The organism is Chryseobacterium indologenes (assembly GCA_016025055.1).
GTDB classification, from domain to species: Bacteria; Bacteroidota; Bacteroidia; order Flavobacteriales; family Weeksellaceae; genus Chryseobacterium; species Chryseobacterium indologenes.
Map to the genome: position 1 here is coordinate 1,533,043 of CP065590.1, position 20,848 is coordinate 1,553,890.

At 36.9% G+C, this 20,848-nt stretch carries 18 protein-coding genes and 4 pseudogenes; 18 read left to right on the top strand and 4 right to left on the bottom strand.

All coding sequences use genetic code 11. The features are described 5' to 3' along the window. The first annotated feature begins 155 nt into the window (after positions 1 to 155). Positions 156 to 710 (top strand): peptide-methionine (S)-S-oxide reductase MsrA, encoded by a 555-nt coding sequence (gene msrA / locus H3Z85_06810; protein QPQ53085.1) that lies wholly within the window; start codon positions 156 to 158, stop codon positions 708 to 710. 69 nt (positions 711 to 779) lie between these two features. On the opposite strand, the gene H3Z85_06815 is transcribed toward msrA, so the two are convergent. Beyond that, positions 780 to 1,631 (bottom strand): hypothetical protein, encoded by an 852-nt coding sequence (locus H3Z85_06815; GenBank protein ID QPQ53086.1) that lies wholly within the window; start codon positions 1,629 to 1,631, stop codon positions 780 to 782. Positions 1,632 to 2,012: 381 nt separating this feature from the next. Here H3Z85_06815 and H3Z85_06820 point away from each other — a divergent pair, with 381 nt between their 5' ends. The 6 genes from H3Z85_06820 to H3Z85_06845 all read left to right on the top strand — a co-directional run bounded on the left by H3Z85_06820 (position 2,013) and on the right by H3Z85_06845 (position 5,497). Then, complete coding sequence (locus H3Z85_06820; GenBank protein QPQ53087.1) at positions 2,013 to 2,174, top strand: hypothetical protein; 162 nt, start codon at positions 2,013 to 2,015, stop codon at positions 2,172 to 2,174. 44 nt (positions 2,175 to 2,218) lie between these two features. Further along, a complete protein-coding gene (locus H3Z85_06825) occupies positions 2,219 to 3,850 on the top strand; it encodes an ATP-binding protein (GenBank protein ID QPQ53088.1) in 1,632 nt (543 codons plus the stop codon). A 30-nt stretch (positions 3,851 to 3,880) separates the two neighbouring features. Continuing rightward, on the top strand, positions 3,881 to 4,546 hold the full coding sequence (locus H3Z85_06830) for a response regulator transcription factor (protein QPQ53089.1): 666 nt from the start codon (positions 3,881 to 3,883) through the stop codon (positions 4,544 to 4,546). A gap of 115 nt (positions 4,547 to 4,661) precedes the next feature. Next, positions 4,662 to 4,925 (top strand): hypothetical protein, encoded by a 264-nt coding sequence (locus H3Z85_06835; GenBank protein ID QPQ53090.1) that lies wholly within the window; start codon positions 4,662 to 4,664, stop codon positions 4,923 to 4,925. Beyond that, on the top strand, positions 4,897 to 5,181 hold the full coding sequence (gene yidD / locus H3Z85_06840; protein ID QPQ53091.1) for a membrane protein insertion efficiency factor YidD: 285 nt from the start codon (positions 4,897 to 4,899) through the stop codon (positions 5,179 to 5,181). The genes H3Z85_06835 and yidD overlap by 29 nt, the downstream gene beginning before the upstream one ends. 13 nt (positions 5,182 to 5,194) lie before the next feature. Continuing rightward, entirely contained in the window at positions 5,195 to 5,497 is a 303-nt protein-coding gene (locus tag H3Z85_06845) for a hypothetical protein (protein QPQ53092.1), read from the top strand. Between the two features lie 53 nt (positions 5,498 to 5,550). Here H3Z85_06845 and H3Z85_06850 read toward each other — a convergent pair whose 3' ends face one another. The 3 genes and pseudogenes from H3Z85_06850 to H3Z85_06860 all read right to left on the bottom strand — a co-directional run bounded on the left by H3Z85_06850 (position 5,551) and on the right by H3Z85_06860 (position 7,440). After that, positions 5,551 to 6,000, bottom strand: a complete 450-nt coding sequence (locus H3Z85_06850) for a GNAT family N-acetyltransferase (GenBank protein QPQ53093.1) — start codon at positions 5,998 to 6,000, stop codon at positions 5,551 to 5,553. Continuing rightward, a complete protein-coding gene (locus H3Z85_06855) occupies positions 5,993 to 6,616 on the bottom strand; it encodes a YihA family ribosome biogenesis GTP-binding protein (GenBank protein ID QPQ53094.1) in 624 nt (207 codons plus the stop codon). The genes H3Z85_06850 and H3Z85_06855 overlap by 8 nt, the downstream gene beginning before the upstream one ends. 63 nt (positions 6,617 to 6,679) lie before the next feature. Further along, a pseudogene (locus tag H3Z85_06860) lies at positions 6,680 to 7,440 on the bottom strand (alpha/beta hydrolase). 272 nt (positions 7,441 to 7,712) lie between these two features. On the opposite strand from H3Z85_06860, the pseudogene mraZ reads away from it, so the two are divergent. The 11 genes and pseudogenes from mraZ (at position 7,713) to H3Z85_06915 (ending at position 20,843) form a co-directional block, all read left to right on the top strand. Next, positions 7,713 to 8,170 (top strand): annotated as a pseudogene (gene mraZ, locus H3Z85_06865) (division/cell wall cluster transcriptional repressor MraZ). Between the two features lie 51 nt (positions 8,171 to 8,221). Continuing rightward, positions 8,222 to 9,115, top strand: a complete 894-nt coding sequence (gene rsmH / locus H3Z85_06870; GenBank protein QPQ53095.1) for a 16S rRNA (cytosine(1402)-N(4))-methyltransferase RsmH — start codon at positions 8,222 to 8,224, stop codon at positions 9,113 to 9,115. Positions 9,116 to 9,199: 84 nt separating this feature from the next. Then, positions 9,200 to 9,565, top strand: a complete 366-nt coding sequence (locus H3Z85_06875) for a hypothetical protein (GenBank protein ID QPQ53096.1) — start codon at positions 9,200 to 9,202, stop codon at positions 9,563 to 9,565. Next, the gene (locus tag H3Z85_06880) at positions 9,549 to 11,540 is read left to right on the top strand and encodes a PASTA domain-containing protein (GenBank protein QPQ53097.1); all 1,992 of its coding nucleotides are present in this window, start codon (positions 9,549 to 9,551) and stop codon (positions 11,538 to 11,540) included. Before H3Z85_06875 ends, H3Z85_06880 begins: the two co-directional genes overlap by 17 nt. A gap of 58 nt (positions 11,541 to 11,598) precedes the next feature. Beyond that, a pseudogene (locus H3Z85_06885) lies at positions 11,599 to 13,058 on the top strand (UDP-N-acetylmuramoyl-L-alanyl-D-glutamate--2,6-diaminopimelate ligase). Between the two features lie 33 nt (positions 13,059 to 13,091). Further along, positions 13,092 to 14,332: pseudogene (locus H3Z85_06890) on the top strand (phospho-N-acetylmuramoyl-pentapeptide-transferase). An 84-nt stretch (positions 14,333 to 14,416) separates the two neighbouring features. Next, positions 14,417 to 15,742 (top strand): UDP-N-acetylmuramoyl-L-alanine--D-glutamate ligase, encoded by a 1,326-nt coding sequence (gene murD, locus H3Z85_06895; protein QPQ53098.1) that lies wholly within the window; start codon positions 14,417 to 14,419, stop codon positions 15,740 to 15,742. Between the two features lie 82 nt (positions 15,743 to 15,824). Beyond that, on the top strand, positions 15,825 to 17,063 hold the full coding sequence (locus H3Z85_06900; protein QPQ53099.1) for an FtsW/RodA/SpoVE family cell cycle protein: 1,239 nt from the start codon (positions 15,825 to 15,827) through the stop codon (positions 17,061 to 17,063). A gap of 59 nt (positions 17,064 to 17,122) precedes the next feature. Then, positions 17,123 to 18,220: an undecaprenyldiphospho-muramoylpentapeptide beta-N-acetylglucosaminyltransferase gene (gene murG / locus H3Z85_06905; GenBank protein ID QPQ53100.1), complete on the top strand. Its 1,098-nt coding sequence runs from the start codon at positions 17,123 to 17,125 to the stop codon at positions 18,218 to 18,220. Between the two features lie 75 nt (positions 18,221 to 18,295). Continuing rightward, entirely contained in the window at positions 18,296 to 19,654 is a 1,359-nt protein-coding gene (locus H3Z85_06910; GenBank protein QPQ53101.1) for a UDP-N-acetylmuramate--L-alanine ligase, read from the top strand. Positions 19,655 to 19,871: 217 nt separating this feature from the next. Beyond that, positions 19,872 to 20,843, top strand: a complete 972-nt coding sequence (locus tag H3Z85_06915; protein ID QPQ53102.1) for a cell division protein FtsQ — start codon at positions 19,872 to 19,874, stop codon at positions 20,841 to 20,843. Positions 20,844 to 20,848 lie beyond the last annotated feature (5 nt).

Below are 20,848 nucleotides of genomic sequence, written 5' to 3' on the forward strand. Positions count from 1 at the left end.
TTCTACTGAGAAATCATTCGTCCCATCTATCAGAGCAATTGAAGCTAAGCTTTTAAAATTATGCTGAAATGAAAACTTTTTTCATATTTTTGATAGGCTTTTCCGAAACATCTTTAGGTGGAAGAAAAGATCATTAAATAGAATAATTACTAAAAATGGATAACAATAATTTAGAGCAAATCACTTTCGGAGGCGGTTGTTTCTGGTGCGTAGAAAGCTGTTTCAATATGTTGAAAGGTGTACAATCAGCCATCTCAGGATATTCCGGAGGGCATAAGGACAATCCCACGTATCAGGAAGTATGCACCGGTGAAACCGGCCATGCAGAAGTAGTACAGATCACTTATGATCCGGCAGTTATTTCTTATGAACAGCTGATGGATGTGTTTTTCTTTCTTCACGATCCTACTCAGCTCAACAGACAGGGGAATGATATCGGAACCCAATACCGTTCCGTTATTTATTATAAAGACGATGCAGAAAAGGTAAAGGCCGAAGAAGCCATTAAAGTTTCTCAGGAATCAGGAAGATGGGCAGGAACTTATGTGACAGAATTAACAAAGTTCGACAAATTCTGGCCTGCAGAACAATATCATCAGGGATACTATAATGAAAATCCTACACAGCCTTATTGCAGCGCTGTCGTGGGACCAAAAATTCAGAAATTCAAAAAGCATTACGGAGAAATGGGAATGCTGAATGCAGAATAATACGGAGCGGAGAGAAATCTTCGCTTTTTTTATGGCTGAAGGTTTGAAAAAAAGTAATGAGCGAAAACATCATTCAAGCTCTATCGTGTCTTTCTGTTTGCCAGCATATTTAAAGATAATAAGAGAGGTTGATTTTCTCAATTCTCTTCCATTATCAGGATCTATTCCATCGTCTGTAAAAAATTCTACTTCATTATTATACTTTGAATACCATGTTTTTCCCACTGCATTTAAATCAGTCAAGGTATCTTTTCTCATAATCTTTTTAAAGTATTGAAATTTATGTTCATTCATGGCTACAATATCAATCCCCGGATTAATGTAGCTACTATCTGTAGCAATATATCTCTCGCCATTCCAATACATATATTTCTTTTCAATATTAGGTTTCATCTCAGACATAAAGCTTAAAGCAGAATACTGATTATGATTAACCTTTTTATTATTGGAAAAAAGAACATTCCCTGTGACAAGGCATATAAGAAAAGTAATTTCCATAATCCCCAAGCCATTTTGTTTAATAAATTCGGGCATTTTAAAATGTTGTTCATTCGTAATATTAATAATCAACTTTGAAAACTTTTCTGATATAGACTCCTCATCTTCATCAACAGTTATTTTAACCGTTGTTTTATTACTATCATCTTCCTTCTTGACAAAAGTTCGTGAAAACTCGGCAAAGTCTTTATAACCAAGATAACGGCTCATTACATTCAGCCTATCAGGTTGAATATTAATATCCCCTTGATCTTTAATAAAAGCGTCATAATATCTCCCAAAACTCTTATCGTTGATATCAAAGCCTAAATCTTCTTTAAAATAAAGCCATAAATAAGACGAAAGGCCATTCTTAGTATCCCTTTGAGAATCCTCCCTTGCCTTATTGAACACCTCATGAATTAGTAGTTTTTTCTTGGACATATATCGTTTTTTGAGTATTTACAAAATAGATGATTCTCACTCATACCACATTACGGATTACCGTAATACAATCCCTGTCCATTTTCTGTCTATCGATGTCTATCCTTTGTCTAACTAATGCGTCACATCTTGTCGCATCTTTGTCATAAGAAAATCAGTGATAAACAAAACATTACAAAAACAAATTTACAAAACTGATTTTATAATCACCTGATAAAACGGAGGAAAACTCCGGGTTGGGAAGCAGATGTTTCTCCTCCGTTTTTGAAGGTTCACTTCCCAAAAATTTAGAAGCGCTTCAAATTTTTTACTCGTGTAGCTCTACCTGTGATCGGTTTCACTGGCAACTACAGAAATGCTCAAATTTTAAATTGTAAGGAAATGATCCAGTTTATATTAATGCTATTAGGTTTAGCATTCCCAAATAATAACGCGAATACAACAACAGATAACAATCCGGCTCCGGTAACAGTACATGCATCTGTTGAATTAGGAGAAGATACTGGAGGTGAGACCGCACCCACTCTTCCACCTAAAAAGTAAAGACAAACCACTCTTCATGAGTGGTTTTTTTATATTTTAGTACCATGATGAAATATTTACCTTTTTTGTTGTTATTCCTTTTTTCATGTCAGGAAAAAATTGTCGAAGATCAAAGTAGTATTGAGGGAAATAGCCTCTATGATCAAGGCATTGGATTATTGCTTAAAGATGATGTTACAGCGTACTCAAAGTTTCAACAAGCAATAAATTATTTTGCTAAGCAAAAAGACTCATCTAATATATCGAAAAGCTTAATTTGCCAAGCCATTGCACAAAAAAGCAGCGGAGATATATTAGGTGCAGAAGCAACATTAGTGGAGGCATTAAAAATGATGAAAGAAAATGATGAAAGTTTTTTTTCCGTTTATGATACGATGGCCAATCTAAAATTAGATCAAAAAGAATATAATGATGCTATCAATTGGTATAATAAAGCACTCTCTGAAAAAATTCCAACCGAAGAAAGCAGGATTAATATTTTATGCAACAAATCAGTCGCTGAATTTAAAACAGGAAAACACTACGAAGCCTTAAAAATATTATATTCTATCAATCTATCAAAAATTAATAATCAGAATTTGGTTAACAGAATTAAAGACCTTATTGAATATGTAAAATGGTTGGACAACAAAACCTATCCAGCAACAGAAAAAATAGAACTTATATTAAAAGATAAATTAAAAAATGAGGATTTTTGGGGAGCTAATTCTTGCTACTCTCATTTAGCAGAAATAAATCAAAATCTAGAGCCAACGAAGTCTCTGCACTATGCACAGCAAATGTATGATAATGCTATTAAAATAAAAAGCCCGGATGATAGGCTACAAGCTCTAGAGCGAATAATTCTAGTGGATGATCCGTCCCATTCCAAACAAAACTTTAAAGAATATAAAATTCTTTCAGATAGCATTGAAGCCAGCAGAAATAATTATCGAAAACGTTTTGCTTTCATTAAATACGACAGTGAAAAGAAAGAAACAGAAAACCAAAGATTAAAAGCAAAAGATGCAGAGAACAAAATTGAAATCTTACAGAGAAATATCGGAATAACTACCCTACTCGTTCTGTTAACAGTGGGATATTTCTGGTATAGAAGGAGAAAAAAACGTCTTCAACAGGAAAAAGAACTCGAGGTAAAGAACACTGAACTCAAATATTCTAAAAAAGTACATGACAAAGTGGCCAATAAAGTCTACCATGTCATGTCCGAAGTAGAAAATATTCCTGTTATTGACAAAAACGAATTGCTGGATAAGCTGGAAAGTATTTATCATATTTCCCGTGATATTTCCTATGATGACAAAGACCTGGTTCTGGAAAAAGATTTTTCAAAGCAACTATCAAAAATGTTGAAATCGTATTCTTCGGATACCATTAAAGTTCCTATTATTGGCAATGAAGAGGATATTTGGAGTGGAGTCTCAGATACTGCTAAAAGCGAAATCTTCTATATTATGCAGGAATTGATGACCAATATGAGAAAACACAGTAAAGCAGATCGTGTGATGATTGATTTTGAAAGAGAAAATAACCTTATTATCATTTTATATTCAGATAACGGAGTGGGAATTCAGGAACACATTCCCAGAAATGGCTTGAAAAATACGGAATCCCGTATAAATTCTATAAACGGAACAATTAATTTTGAAACGCAAACAGAAAAGGGATTAAAATAAACCTTTCATTTCCAGTCAAAAAATAAAATTATGTTTAAAAAAGTACTAATAGCCGAAGATTTTGAAAGTTTTAATATTTCCGTCCAAAAAGCCGTTGAAGAACTGAAAATTGAAACTGTAGACAATGTACATTATTGTGATGATGCATGGATGAAGGTAAAAAAAAGTATACGGGAGAAAAGCCCTTATGATTTATTAATTACTGATTTATCCTTTGATACAGACCATAGAGAGCAAACTTTAAAAAACGGGAAAGAACTTGTGGATGCCATTAAAGAAGAGGCACCCCCTATTAAAATCATTGTTTTTTCCATTGAAAACAGGCCGGAAATAGTCGAAAATCTTTTTACGACCCATCATATCAATGGATTTGTTTCCAAGGGACGGGAAGATATCAAAGAATTGAAACGGGCCATAAAAGCCGTTCACAATAATGAAAAATACATTTCTTCGAATGTAAAAGACTCTATCAAGAATAAGAATTCCTACGATTTTACAAAGTTTGATAAGATCCTCGTCAAACTCCTTTCTGAAGGAATGATTCAAAAAAATATACCCGATTATTTAAAAGAAAATAATATCAGACCATCCAGTCTAAGCAGTGTTGAAAAATCACTCAACAACCTTAAAGAATCCCTGGGAGTACTTAATAATGAGCAACTCATCGCACTTTGTAAAGATTGGGGTATTATCTAACCCAGCTATCAAAATACAAACCTTTCACTTTCTGAAAGGTTTTTTTGTTTTTACGGTTAACCGTAAGGATTGGCTGTTTAAGAGTTATATTTTTGGATCATAAAATAAAATATTGATGGAATACAAAGTAATACCATTTGTTGCAACTGCAAACCAACAAAATATGAGTTCAAAAAATATTGCAGAACAACTGGATAATTTAATAAAAGTTCATACCAATGATGATTGGGAGTATATAAGACTGGAAAGTGTCTCTACATATATACAACCTGTTGAAGGTTGTTTTGGAAATACAGTTAAGTCAGGTTATATGACTTCTTATCAAATGGTCGTTTTTGCAAAAATGAAAAATGAAAAAATTAATTACTCTACCCATTAAATTATACTGGTGGGCTATTCCACCGCATAAAAGAAGAAAATGCTTATTCAAAACCAGCTGTTCAAAACATGTTTACATTCAGACAACTACCGAAGGCTTTTTTTCAGGGTTAAAAGCGTTGCACTACAGATATTATAATTGTAGATCAGGAGCTATGGTCATCAAAAACCCTTTAACTGGAAAATTACAAATCATTCTGCCTAACAATCATGTTCTGAATGAACAAGAAATCTCAGATAGATTTATCAACCAATAAAAAACAAATCATCATGAAAAAACTACTTTTCACCAGCCTTTTAGGCCTTGGACTATTGTTACCGGCTAATTTTTCTGCCACCACAAACACCGTTACCTCCGCTAAGGAATTAACCGCTAAAAAACCAAAAAAGAGCAAAAGCAACAAAAAAAGTAAATATACAACCTCAAGATCATCACGATCTTACTCAAAAAACAGTGGAGGATGTACCTACAATGGAAATCAACTCTATGTAGGATCAAGAGGCGGATGCTATTACTACTCGGGGAGCAGTAAACAATATGTAGACAGATCTTATTGCTCCGGATGCAATTAAAATACAGGACTAATAACCATGAAAAAGGTATCCTTGCGGGGATACCTTTTATTTTATTTCCTGATCATTTCCGTATGCGGAATATCATCTTCCAGGTATTTGTTTCCCGTGTCTACAAAACCGAAATCACTGTAAAATTTCAACAGATAATCCTGTGCTGAAATTTTAATTTCAGAAGTATGAAAACGATTTTCTATAGTTTCCACGGCATAATTGATTAATAGTTTTCCCAAGCTCTTTCCTCTGGCCTGCACTGTAGTCAACACTCTGCCGAATGAAGTTTCATCATATTTTATCCCTTTGTCAAAAACCCTGCAATAAGCAAGCACCTGCCCATCCTCCTCGGCCCAGATATGAACCGCTTTCTGATCATAATCATCCAGATCGGGATAAGGACAGTTCTGCTCAATGACAAAGACATCTATACGCGCTTTCAATACTGCATAAAGCTCCGGAACGGTAAATTCGTCAAATGTTTTAATTTTCCAGATCATATTACTCATCGAAACTTACATTATTGTTCTTTAAGAAATCATTGGTCTTTTCTATAAACTTCAAAATCTCGTCTCCTCCTTCTTTCTTTTCAGCTGAAGTAACATATAACTCGGGAAGGTCTTCCCAGGTTTTATGAAGCTCGGTTTTATAATCTTCAACATTTTTAATGACAGCATTAGGCTTGAGCTTGTCAGATTTCGTAAAGACGATTGAAAAAGGGACACCACTTTCACCACACCATTGGATGAATTCCAGGTCAATTTTCTGAGGATTATGTCTGGAATCTACCAATACAAACAAATTGACAAGGTTCCTTCTGTTCAGAATATAATTGGTGATCAGCTTTTCAAAATCTTTTCGCTGAACTTTTGAAACCTTTGCATATCCGTACCCCGGCAAATCGGTAAGATACCAGTTTTCATTTACCAAAAAATGATTGATCAGCTGTGTCTTTCCGGGTGTTTGCGAAGTTTTAGCTAAATCTTTATGATTCATCATCGCATTGATCAATGACGATTTTCCTACATTAGATCTTCCGATAAAAGCATACTCAGGAATATTAGGTTCAGGACACTCCTGCCATTTTCCACTACTCTTTACAAACTCTGCTGTCTTAATAACCATTTTTGAATGTATTTTAGAAAAATAAACCACTAAGAAAAGCTCTTAATGGTTATAATATTTATTTTAAACTTTATCTTTTATCCAGTTGAACAGGATCTCATTGAATTCATCTGGTTTTTCCATCATCGCTGCGTGGCCACAATGGTCTATCCAGAATAAATCCGAATTCGGAATAAATTTATGCATATCTTCCGCAACTTCCGGAGGAGTTACATTATCCTGTTTTCCCCAGATTAAACAAGTTGGGGTTGTAATCTTAGGAAGATCATTCAACATATTGTGTTTGATGGCACTTCTGGCCAGCATCACCGTTTTTATTCCTTTCATACGGTCATTTACCACTCCGAAAACTTCATCTACAAGATCTTCTGTAGCTACCTTAGGATCATAAAACACTTCTTCCGTCTTCTTTCTGATGTAAGATCTGTCGTTCTTTCTCGGAAAACTATCCCCGAAAGTTCTTTCATATAATCCTGAGCTTCCCGTTAAAACAAGAGTTTTTACAAGATCCGGTCTTGCCAAGGTTAATATAAGCCCTATATGCCCTCCCATTGAGTTTCCTACAATAGAAACAGGTCCGGAAATATGACTTTCTATAAACTTGATAATATATTTTGCTAAAGTGGTAAGATTCGTATTGAGTACCGGCAGATCGTAAATAGGCAGCTGAGGAACATATACCTTATATCCTCTTTCCGAAAAAAATCTACCATTTTATCGAAATTACTCAAACCACCCATTAACCCGTGCAACAGCACTAATGGATGTCCTTCTCCCGCTTCTACATAGGAATATTTCTTTTCTTTTTTTGTACTAAATATCATAAGTCGCCTTAATAAAGCCCTGCAAAAATACAAATTAAACCTCAAAAATATTTTGATTATCCTAATTTAAGATAAAAATAATACAATATTCTCCTTTTTAACTTTTTTTTTGAAAACCTCTTTACTATGGCTTAAATAACACTTTTATCAACTGACAACATATCAGTATTTTACGTTCTTGAAATTAAATCTTTGATAAAACTTATTAACATTGAGTCAAAAAGTGGGAAAAAGTGGGAAATTTTGGAAATTATTATATAAATTTGTCCCAAATGAAAAATTTCATTGGGACATATGAGTGTAAAATTGACGACAAAGGCCGCTTAAAAGTTCCTTCATCTTTAATCAAACAGATGGAAAACTTCGACGATAAGGCGTTTGTAGTCAAAAGATCTGTGTTCCAACCTTGTCTGGAAGTTTATCCTATGAATGCATGGGACAAACTGATGGGCAAAATTAATAAACTGAACAGGTTCATAAAAAGAATGCTGATTTCATACGAATGTTTACCGCAGGAGTAAAAACAGTAGAATTGGACAATGCCGGAAGACTGCAGATTTCCAAAGACCTGACGCTTTTTGCAAATCTTCAGAAAGATATTGTGATCACCAGCGCAGGAGAACTCTTTGAAATTTGGGATAAAGAAGCCTACGAAAAGGTAATTGCCACCAATGAAACCGATTTTGCAAGCCTTGCTGAAGATGTGATGGGCTCTTTTGATGAAGATTAACTGTTTATAGCTATTAATAAAATATTTATTTAATAAAAAACACAACTAAGCATGTACCATAACCCCGTTTTGCTGAAACAGAGTGTTGATGATTTGGTGACGAATCCTGACGGAATATACGTGGATTGCACCTTTGGTGGCGGTGGTCACTCAAGGGAAATTCTGAGCAGACTTTCCGAAAAAGGGAAATTGTTCAGTTTTGACCAAGACCTGGATGCGCTTAAAAATACAATTGATGACCCGAGATTTACACTAGTTAACCAGAATTTCAGATTTCTTGAAAATGCGTTGTTAATGTACGGGATTTCTCAGGTTGATGGGATTTTGGCAGACTTAGGAGTGTCTTCACACCAGTTTGATGAAGCAGACAGAGGTTTTTCTACCAGAAGCAATGCTCCGTTAGACATGAGAATGAATGTGATGCAGGGGCTTGATGCCAAAAGAGTCATCAATGATTATGAAGAGGAGCAGCTTGCAGATATTTTTTATTATTACGGTGAATTAAGAGAGGCAAGAAAGCTGGCAAGGGAAATTGTTCATCAAAGAAAGACCAAAAGTATAGAAACGACAGAGGATTTGAAAAAGCTGTTCAGCTACATTCCTCCTCATAAGGTCAATAAATTCTATGCTCAGCTGTTTCAGGCCATAAGAATAGAAGTAAACCAGGAACTTGAAGTATTAAAAGAAATGCTCGTTCAGGCGTACAACATTTTAAAACCGGAAGGAAGATTAGTCGTTATTTCTTACCACTCTTTAGAAGACCGTTTGGTAAAGAGATTCCTGAAAAACGGAATGTTTGAAGGAGAACCGGAAAGAGATATCTACGGAAACTATAAAAAAGCATTTGACCTGCTGAAGAGCAAAGCGATCGTTCCTGATGACAAGGAAATCGAAGAAAACTCTAGAGCAAGAAGTGCAAAAATGAGAACAGGAATTAAAATATAAAGGTGAATCACCGAATGGTCAATCTCAAATTTTGAAACTAAGACCGACAAGGAAATTCACCGCGAAGCAAATTGACATTATAAATTGGCAAAAAGAACAACAAATCGCCCACAGAAGAGACTCACTTTTATAGACATTATAAAAGGGAATTTCCTCAACCGCGATGAGATCAAAATACATTACAAGTATTTCCTCCTGTTGTTTATCCTGATGATGGCTATGATTTACAGTAACCATCTCGTCAACAAGAAAATTAAAATTGTCAATGCTCTAAAAGAAGAAACTGAAGAATATAAATCGAGAAATGCTTACGCACAAAGTAAGCTGATCAAAGTAAAAATGGAATCAGAGTTGGGGAAAGAAGTAGCACGGGACTCATTAATGACCCTTGAAAACCATCCTCATAAATTGCTAATAAAACTGGACAGTACAGATGCAAAAGCAAAATGAATACGACAATAAACGTAAAAAAACGTTAAGATGGGGCTACCTCTTCGCAGTGGTGGCTTTGTGCGTGTTTGTAATGTTCTTGGCAAGGATCGTAATCCTTCAAAATACTAATGTTCAGGAAATTAAAGACGATTACATTAATAAAAACTATCGTGAAGCCACTCTGAAAGCTGCCCGCGGAAACCTCTTCGCTTCCGACGGATCTATTCTCGCAACTACTGTAATGCGCTATGACATCTATCTTGACTTTAAAACAATGAAAGATACGGTCTATAGCAACAATATCGGAGCGTTGACGGATTCTTTAAGTAAAATGTTCGGAAAGTCAAGAGGAGAATTCAGACAAAAATTTGACGAACAAAAAAAGAAGAAAAACCAGTATTATACTTTGGTAAAAGGGCTTGATTTTGACGAATATGACAGAATCAGACAATTCCCGATCTTTAAAAGAGGTAAAAATAAAGGAGGTTTCATCGTTGACAGAAACTATAAAAGAGAATTGGCAACTTCAGAAATCGGAGCCGGAACCATCGGTATGGATAACGGTGAGCTAAAATCCGGACTTGAAGGGGCTTTCTCAAAGTACCTGACAGGAACCGACGGTAAGAGACTGGAACAAAGAATCAATTCTTCACAATGGAAACCGATTGACTTCTGGAAGGTTCAGGAACCCATTGACGGAGAAGACGTTTATACTACTTTAGACCTTAGAATTCAGGACATTGCGCACTCCGCACTGGAGAAGCAATTGATCCATTATGAGGCAAAACACGGCACCGTGATCGTGATGGAAGTTGAAACCGGAAAAGTTCGTGCATTGGTAAACCTGAGAAGAACAGAATCAGGAGATTACGAAGATTCTTACAACTATGCCCTGAAAGATAATATCGAACCCGGATCTACCTTTAAAACCATTTCTCTTTTAGCAGCAATGGATGACGGATTCATCGATGAAAATACAACGGTAAACGTTGGAAACGGTGTCTGGACCTACGCAAAACAAAGAATATCAGATGGTCACGGCGGAGGAACTTATGACATCAGTGACGTATTAGCAAAATCCAGTAATGTTGGAACGGCAAAACTGATCACAAAATATTATGCCGAAAAACCCCAGATCTTCCTTGATCACCTGAAACGTTGGAAGCTTTTTGATAAAATGGACATCGAACTTCCGGGAATCACAAAACCGAAGATCCTAACACCACAAAACAAAAGATGGAACGCTGCCACACTGGCTTCTATTTCATTCGGATACTCATCCAATGTCAATCTGCTTCAGCTGGCCACCTTCTATAACGGGGTAGCCAATGGTGGTAAAATGCTTAAGCCCCTGTTCATCGATAAGATCATGAAAGACGGAAAAGTAATGTACAATTCCAAACCGGAAGTAATGGTTAATAAAATGGCTTCAGAAAAGGCCATAAAAATGATGACCAATGCCCTGACAAAGGCTGTTGAAAAAGGAACCGGACGAAGTATTTTCACGCCCAATCTTAAAATGGCGGGAAAAACAGGGACTGCAAGATTTGAATACTGGCTTCCCGGCCCGATGAAATACCGCGCATCATTTGCAGGCTTTTATCCGGCAGATGCCCCAAAATATACCTGCTATGTCATGGTAAGTGAGCCTAATACAGCTATAGGATTCTACGGAGGTCCGGTTGCTGCACCGGTGTTTAAGGAAATTGCAGGAAAAACATTCCTGAAAACACCTCAGAATATCGAAAAAGAAATGCTGGTAGACAAGAAAGTAAATCTGAGCAAAATGGTGGAGCCGAATGTCAAAGTAGCAGTCAATGATAAGCAAATGCCTAATGTTGTAGGATTAATCGGTAAAAATGTAATCCCACAATTAGAAAACTTAGGATACCGTGTCGACTACAAAGGTGTTGGAAGAATTAAAGAACAATTCCCTTTAGAAGGGACAACGATCAGTAAGAACCAGAGAATTTATTTGTCTCTGCAAAATTAGAAAACAGAGTCCGAAGGGACGATTTAACAAAAAATAGGATAAAGTCCTGTTGATAAAAATGACAGTAACAGAATTAGTAAACAGAATTCCGGTAGTAGAAATTCACGGTGATAGCAACCGTGAGGTATCTGAACTGGTGATCGACAGCAGAAAGGTTACAGCGAACTCTCTTTACATTGCAATGAGAGGTACAGTGGTGGACGGACATTCGTTCATTGCTTCCGCTATTGAAAAAGGAGCAACAACGATCGTTTGCGAACAATTACCTGAAGGACCGGATGAAAATATCACTTATGTGGTGGTAAAAGATTCTTCAAAGACTTTAGGACACCTTGCATCCAATTTCTTTGGAAACCCGTCTCAAAAGCTGAAACTGATCGGCGTTACCGGAACCAATGGTAAAACCTCAGTTTCTACCCTTCTTTTGATGTGTTCAGAAATTTAGGATATGATTCTGCTTTACTATCCACTGTTGAGATCAGAATTGGTGCAGAAGTCATTCCGGCAACCCATACCACTCCGGATGTGATTACCATCAACAGGATTTTAGCAGAAGCTGTTGAAAAAGGATGTGAGTATGCTTTCATGGAAGTAAGTTCCCACGGAATTGCCCAAAACAGAATTGAAGGATTGCACTTCAAAGTGGCAGGATTTACAAACCTTACCCATGATCATTTAGATTATCATAAAACGTTTGAAGAATACCTGAAAACAAAGAAAAGATTCTTCGACGGACTTGAAGATACCGCTATTGCCATCACCAATGCAGATGACAAAAACGGAAAGGTAATGCTTCAGAACACAAAGGCAAAAAAGAAGTCTTATGCGCTGAAAACAATGGCAGATTACCACGGAAAATTGCTGGAGGTTGATTTCAACGGGATGCTGTTGAACTTCAACGGAAAAGAATTCTGGACGACACTGACCGGTAAATTCAATGTGTACAATTTATTACTTGTATTCGGAATTGCAGAAGAACTCGGTTTTGAACAGGATGAAATTCTACAGGCCATCAGCAAATTAAAAAGAGTTTCCGGAAGATTTGAAACGTTCAAATCCGATGGAGGAATATTCTTTATCGTAGATTATGCCCACACTCCGGATGCCCTGGAGAATATTCTGGACAGCATCAATGATATCAGAACAAAGAATGAAAGATTAATCACTGTTTTCGGTTGCGGAGGCGACAGGGATCACTCCAAAAGACCTGAAATGGGAAATATTGCCACCAAAAAATCAACACTGGCAATCATCACTTCAGACAACCCGAGAACAGAAGATCCTGCACAGATCATCAAGGAAATTGAAGCAGGCGTTGAACCTCAGAACTTCAGCAAATACACTTCAATTCCGGACAGAAAAGAAGCCATCAAAATGGCTATAAAGTTTGCAGAACCTAAAGATATTGTTTTGGTAGCCGGAAAAGGACACGAAAACTATCAGGAGATAAATGGTGTCAAACATCATTTTGATGACAAAGAAGTAATCAATGAGCTTTGGAAATTAATGAGTAAATAATATTGAAAGATTAATTTAAATTAAAAAAGAAACATGCTATACTATCTATACGAATATTTAACCAACCATGGAATCCATGTTCCGGGATTAGGAATGTTGAAATACATTTCCTTCCGTGCCGGAATGGCGGTATTGCTCTCTCTGATCATTGCTCTTGTCTACGGAAAAAGAGTCATCAACTATCTGAGATCAAAACAAATGGGAGAACTGGTGCGTGACCTTGGTCTGGACGGGCAAAAACAGAAAGAAGGAACCCCTACCATGGGAGGACTGATCATCATTTTGGCCACCATTATTCCTGTACTGTTATTTACAAGAATCACCAATGTTTATATTGTATTATTGCTGGTTTCAATGTTGTGGATGGGGGCTATTGGCTTCGTAGATGATTATTTGAAGAAAATCAAAAAAAACAAAGATGGTCTTAGTGGCAAATTTAAAGTAGTAGGACAGGTCGGATTAGGGTTAATTGTCGGAGTTACAATGTATTTCCACCCCGACATTACCGTTAAAAGAAAATATGCCGATGCAAAAGTGGTGAACAGAAACAACGTAGAGCAGAACTTTATGCCTACCGAAAAAATCACCGTTTCTACTGTGCCTTTTGCAAAAAACAACGAGTTTGACTACAGCGGAATTTTGTTTTGGATGAATGATAAAGATGCCCACGAATGGGCATGGGTTGTCTTTATCCCTATCGTTATATTCATCGTAACGGCTGTTTCAAACGGTGCCAACATCACCGATGGGATTGATGGTCTCGCAGCAGGTACAAGTGCCATTATTCTACTTACACTGGCTCTTTTCGCCTACCTTTCAGGGAACATCATCTTTGCAGACTACCTCAATATCATGTTCCTTCCCAATATGGGGGAAACGACCATTTTGCCGTAGCAATGGTAGGTGCTGTGATTGGATTCTTTTGGTACAATACCTATCCGGCCCAGGTTTTCATGGGAGACACAGGAAGTTTGATGCTGGGAGGAGTAATTGCTGTTTTAGCCATTATTTTAAGAAAAGAATTACTGATCCCTGTATTATGCGGAATCTTCTTAATCGAAAACCTTTCCGTAATGCTTCAGGTCATCGTTTTCAAATACAGAAAAAGAAAATATGGGTTAGAATATGCCCAAAACAATAGATTGTTTAAAATGTCACCGGTACACCACCACTATCAGAAGGTAGGATTCCACGAAAGTAAAATCGTGAACAGGATGATCATCATCGGTGTTGTATTGGCTATCATATGTTTAATCACATTAAAAATGAGATAGATGTACGTCCACGTAGAAAGTCTTGATTAGAAATCCAAATTACACAAGTACTTTTTACCAGTTACATCTTATAAAGAAAAGAATATGAAAATAGTTGTTTTAGGAGGAGGAGAAAGCGGATGCGGAGCTGCATATTTGGCAAAAAAGAAAGGCCTGGAAGTATTTCTTTCAGACAAGGGAGCCATTAAAGATAATTACAAGCAGTTTCTTACCGAAAATGAGATTGAATTTGAAGAAGGAAACCACGATGAAGAAAGAATCTTAAATGCAGATTGGATTGTAAAGAGCCCGGGAATTCCGAAAAAGGCAGAGATGATCACTAAAATTCACGAGAAAGGAATAAGATTATCTTCAGAAATTGAATTCGCCTCTGAATTTACCGATGCAAAAATCATTGCCATCACCGGAAGCAACGGAAAAACAACCACCACTTCCCTGATCTATTATATCCTGAAAAATGACGGATTAAATGTGGGATTAGGAGGAAATATAGGCTACAGTTTTGCAAAACAGGTAGCTGATGAAAACCACGAATATTATGTGCTGGAGGTAAGCTCTTTCCAACTTGATGATATTCAGAATTTCAGACCCTATATCTCATTATTGTTGAATTTATCAAAAGATCACCTGGATCAGTACAATTACAATTACGAAGAATATGCACTGGCAAAATTCAGGATCACTGAAAATCAGGAAAACGACAATTTCTTTATCTATAATAAAGATGACGAAATGAGCAAAAATCTCCTTGAAAAACTGGAGATCAAAGCTAAAATGATTCCTTTCTCAACAAATGAAAAGCTGTCTGAAGGAGGATTTATTGAAAATGATAAAATGGTGGTAAAAATGAAAGACGAATTCTCAATGAAACTTGATGAATTATCTCTCCTTGGAAACCACAATGTTGCCAACAGCCTTGCCGCTTCCATAGCAGGTAAAATACTGGCAATCAATAACGAAAGCATCAGGCATTCATTGATGACCTTCCAGGCTGTAGAACACAGACTGGAGTTTGTAACTGAGATTGAAGGCGTTAAGTACATCAACGACAGTAAAGCAACCAATGTAAATGCTACCTATTATGCCCTGGAAAGCATGAAAACCCCAACCGTTTGGATTGTTGGTGGTCTTGATAAAGGAAATGACTATACTGAAATTGAAGATTTAGTCAAAAGAAAAGTAAAAGCAATTGTCTGCTTAGGCATTGATAATCAGAAGATCATAGATTTCTTTAAAGATAAAAAAGAATTCATTTATGATACTTCCAGCATGGAAGAAGCAGTGAAAATATCAAAATCACTCGCTAAAAACGGAGATACCGTTCTGCTTTCCCCTTGTTGCGCAAGCTTTGACTTATTCAACAGCTATGAAGACAGAGGAAGACAGTTTAAGGAGCAGGTATTAAAGTAAATGTAAAAAGTATAATGTATTACGTATTAATGACCGTAAAACTCATCAATACATTTTACAGACATACATGAATACAATCAATATGGACGAACAGAACACAGAAAGCAGATTTGAATTTCTAAAGGGCGATAAAGTACTTTGGATGGTCATTCTTGTGATCTCCATTTTCTCTATTTTCCCTGTTTATTCTGCAAGTTCAAATCTCGAATATATCGTTAATAACGGGACTACTACAGGTCACGTTATCAAACATATGTTCTTTGTAGTTTTAGGCTTGGCCATTATGAGACTGGTGGGAACGATAAAATATGAATACATCGGAAAGCTCAGCAGCATATTGCTGGGTCTCATGATTGTCTTATTGATCGTCACCATGTTTACAGGACAGACTATTGATGGAGCCAGTGCTTCCAGATGGTTGAAAATCCCGGGGACCCCGATCTCATTCCAGCCGTCATCCTTTGCTTTCTTAATGCTGATCATCTATCTGTGCAGATATCTAACCAAAAAGATCACGAGAGAAAGGCTTCCGATAGAAAATATCATGTATATCTTCGGGCCTATCCTTCTTGTTTTTGTGCTGGTTGCCAAAGATAACGGGTCCACAGCGTTGATGATTCTAATGGTATCCGTAGTCGTTCTGGTGATAGGGCAGCTTCACTGGAAGTACATTGCAGGCTTTATCTCAGCATCATTTGTAGCCATCGTGTTCTTCCTGCTAATTGCGTTAAATACCAATATGATCGGAGGAAACCGTGTTCACACATGGATGAGCCGTATTGAAACATTTACATCAAGCAAGGCCAAAACAGCTGATACCGATGATGAAAGTGTAAAAGCAAAAAATTATCAGGTAATGCAGGCCAAAGCAGCCATCGTACACGGTGGTATTACAGGAATGGGACCAGGGAAAAGTGCATTGAAACAGATGCTACCACAGTCTGCGTCCGACTTTATTTTTGCCGTCATTGTAGAAGAGTACGGAGTAATCGGAGCAGCCTTTCTGATCAGTCTCTATCTGATAATGATGATCAGGATTGTCATGATAGCCAGTAAAATGCCGGCATTCTTCGGATCTTTACTGGTACTCAGCCTCGGAGTGATGATTTTTATACAACTTGCTGTAAATATTGCAGTTGCCATCAATCTCATCCCGGTAACAGGACAGCCACTGCCCCTCATAAGTTACGGAGGTACTTCCATGTTGGTCACCTACTTACAGTTGGGAATTATCTTAAATATAAGCTCAAGAATCCAGATCTATGATGAAGAAGGAATGGGCAAAAAACAAAGCATAGCAGAAATAAACGATATAGCTTAAGTCATTGCAAGGAATGAAATGACGAAGCAACTTAAAACAAAATTGGACAGTCCTATTATATGAACAAAAAACTAAAAATAATACTATCAGGCGGAGGAACAGGAGGACACATCTTCCCTGCCATCGCCATCGCTGACGAAATCAAAAAAAGATTTCCGGATGCAGAATTTTTGTTCATCGGAGCCAATGGAAAAATGGAAATGGAAAAAGTTCCGCAGGCCGGCTATAAAATTGAAGGAATTGATATTGCGGGAATTGACAGAGGAAACATGCTATCCAATTTAGGCCTGCCTTTCAAAATTCTGAAAAGCTTATCCAGATCTAAAAAGATCATTAAAAACTTTGCTCCGGATTTCGCTGTAGGAACAGGTGGCTTTGCAAGCGGACCGGCTTTGTATGAAGCCAGCAAACTGGGAATTCCGATTTTCATTCAGGAACAAAATGCCCACGCAGGAGTTACCAACAAAATCCTGAGTAAGAAGGCCCGGGCAGTATTTACAGCCTATCCTCAGGTAGAAGGTTTTCCAGCTGAAAAAATAAAATTCCTGGGTAATCCGATCCGCTCCACAATTGTTTCAGGAATGCAGGAAACAGCAGCAGCGAAAGAAAAAATGGGATTAAATAAAGATAAGCTTACCATCTTATCGGTAGGAGGATCTTTAGGGTCCAGAACATTAAATAATGCCTGGAAATCCCACTTAAACGAAATTGTAAATAAAGATTATCAGCTGATCTGGCAAACCGGAAAGCTCGATTACAAAGATATTTTAGAAGAAACAAAGGGAGTTGACACGAAAAACATTCAGATCCTTGAATTTATCAAAGATATGGAACTGGCATATTCTGCAGCAGATGTTATTGTTTCAAGAGCCGGAGCCATTGCCATTTCAGAGCTGGCAGTAGCACAGAAACCGGTGCTTCTGGTGCCTTTCCCTTTTGCAGCGGAAGATCATCAGACCAAAAATGCCATGAATCTGGTTGACAAAAATGCGGCAAGAATGGTAAAAGACTCTGAAACGCAGGAAAAATTCTGGAATACATTATCAGAAATCTGCGAAAATGAAAATATAAGAAAAGAAATGTCTGCCAATCTCAGATATTTTGCCAAGCCGGACGCTGCAAAAGAGATTGTAGATGAGATATTTAAATTAATGTAAAAAGTATCAGTGTAAAATGCATCAACGAAAATCATTGCGCCATTTTACATGAATACAATAATACAAAATAAAGAAATGAACAATTTAGAAACATATCAAACTTTTTACTTCGTTGGAATCGGAGGTATCGGAATGAGTGCTTTGGCTCGCTATTTCAATGCTTCCGGGAAAAAAGTATTGGGTTATGACAAAACCAATACAAAACTGACACAAAACCTGATGAACGAAGGAATTGATATCGTTTTTGAAGATATTATTGATGAAAGGATTACTTCCCTTCACAAAGAGAATACCCTGGTCATTTATACGCCGGCAATCAAAACGCTTGGAATACTGGATTATTTCAACCAAAATCAGTTTGAAGTCTTAAAACGTGCAAAAGTTTTAGGGCTGATTACCGAAAATACAGATTGTATCGCCGTAGCAGGAACTCACGGAAAAACCACAACCTCTACCCTGGTTTCTCACTTATGCAAAGAAGCAGACTTACCTTTCTCATGCTTTTTGGGAGGTATCTCTGAAAACTTTAAATCCAACTTCCTGTACAACGGGTCAACGTACTCTGTAGTGGAAGCAGATGAATACGATAGAAGTTTCCTTAATCTTTCCCCGGATTGGGCTGTGATCACATCTACAGATGCTGATCACCTGGACATTTACGGGGATAAAAGCCATATAGAAGAAGGTTTCAGACAATTTGCTGCCCTGGTACCTGAAGACAAAAAGTTGTTTGTCAGAAAAGGAATTGAAATAGGCAGAGAACATCAGACGTATGCGGTCAATGAACCCGCAGATTACTATTCAGACAATCTGCGCATGAATCATGATAAGATTTATTTTGATTTCCATACTCCAACGGAGACCATAAAAGATTTCGTCTGGGAAATCCCGGGAATCCATAATGTGGAAAATGCAACGGTAGCACTGGCCATTCTTCACAATTTAGGCGTAGATTTTGATACGCTGAAAAAAGCAATAGCAAATTTTAAAGGAATTAAAAGAAGATATACCAAGCATATTTATCAAAACGGTAAAATATATATCGATGACTATGCCCACCACCCTACAGAGATTAATGCTGTAATGGGTTCTATCAGAACATTTTATCCCGATAAAAAATTGTTGGTGGTTTTTCAGCCACACCTTTTCAGCAGAACAAGAGATTTTGCTGAAGGATTTGCTGAAAGCTTAAGCAATGCTGATGATTTAATCTTACTGGATATTTATCCGGCAAGAGAACTTCAGGAAAATTTTGAAGGAATTACTTCAAAGTGGCTGGCAGAAAAAGTGACATTAGATAAAAAAGAAGTATCCACATTATCGGATGCTTTTGAAAAAATAAAAGAAAAAGATTTTGACATCCTTCTTACCGTAGGTGCAGGAAATATAGACACCCTATACGACCCGATATGTGAGTGGATTGCAAAAATTTAATACAAACGCAGTGTATGCAAAGAAAGATTAAAAAATAAATATTTTTTGAACTCAGAGGCGTTTCACTTAGCAAAGAAAAGGAATTAACAGAGATTTCTGTAAAGAAGATATAGTAAAAATAAAATTATAAAAATGACAGCCTTCGCTGAGTGAAACGCCCTCGCGAACGGAAAAAAGAATAAGGATCCTTTGCGATCATAGCGTTTAAAGAAAAAATATGAAAAATAAATACAGAATATTAAAAATTGCTGTCACTGTAATCATCCTTGGATTGTTACTGAGTTTCTCATTGAAGAGATTCAGCGGCCAGAAGATTACGGACAATAAAATTTCTGTAAAAATGAACGAAAAAACGCCGGTTTACTTCGTTGATGAAAAAGATATAAGGGAAATTGTAAATAAAGAAAATCCTTCAGGTAAAGTAGGAGATCTTAATATTCCTGCTCTTGAAAAAAAGATCAATAATCTTCCGGCTGTAGACAGTGCCAATGTCTATCTGAACTTAAACGGAAAACTTAATCTCGATATCAAGCAGAGAGTTCCCGTGTTCAGACTGAATAAAGATGGAAAAGATTTCTACGTCGATGAAAAAGGGGTGGAATTTCCCATTTCCAGAACCTACTCACATCCTTGCATGCTGGTGACGGGGAATGTACAACCGGATGAGTATGAGAAACTGGCAGAACTCGTGGGGAAAATTGATAAAGACGACTTCAGCAAGAAGTTTTTCATCGGAATATCAAAAACCAAAGACAGCTATAATCTTCTCACAAGCGAAGGAAATTACAGAGTAGAAATAGGAGACTTAGATAATATTGATTTTAAGGTAAAAGGATTTAAAACTTTTGTTGAAAAATACCTGGTATATCAGGACCCTCAAAAATACAGTATGGTTTCTGTAAAATATCAGAACCAGATTGTCACCACCCTGAATCCTTATTTCAAGGAAAACGACAGCCTCCTGAAAGCAGGGAAAATGGAATTGGCAAAAGTTCCGGCCACAATGGTAAAAAAGGTGGAAACAAAATCTAAACCTGCAGAAGTAAAAAAGACCAGCTCAATATCAGTAAAACCGAAGGAGAGCTCTAAACCAAAAACACAAGCAAAAGAAATCAAAAAAACAGAAAAAAAATCCCCGGCACCGGCACAGTCCAAGCCAAAGCCGAAACCCAAGGTGAAAATAGAATAAAAAGA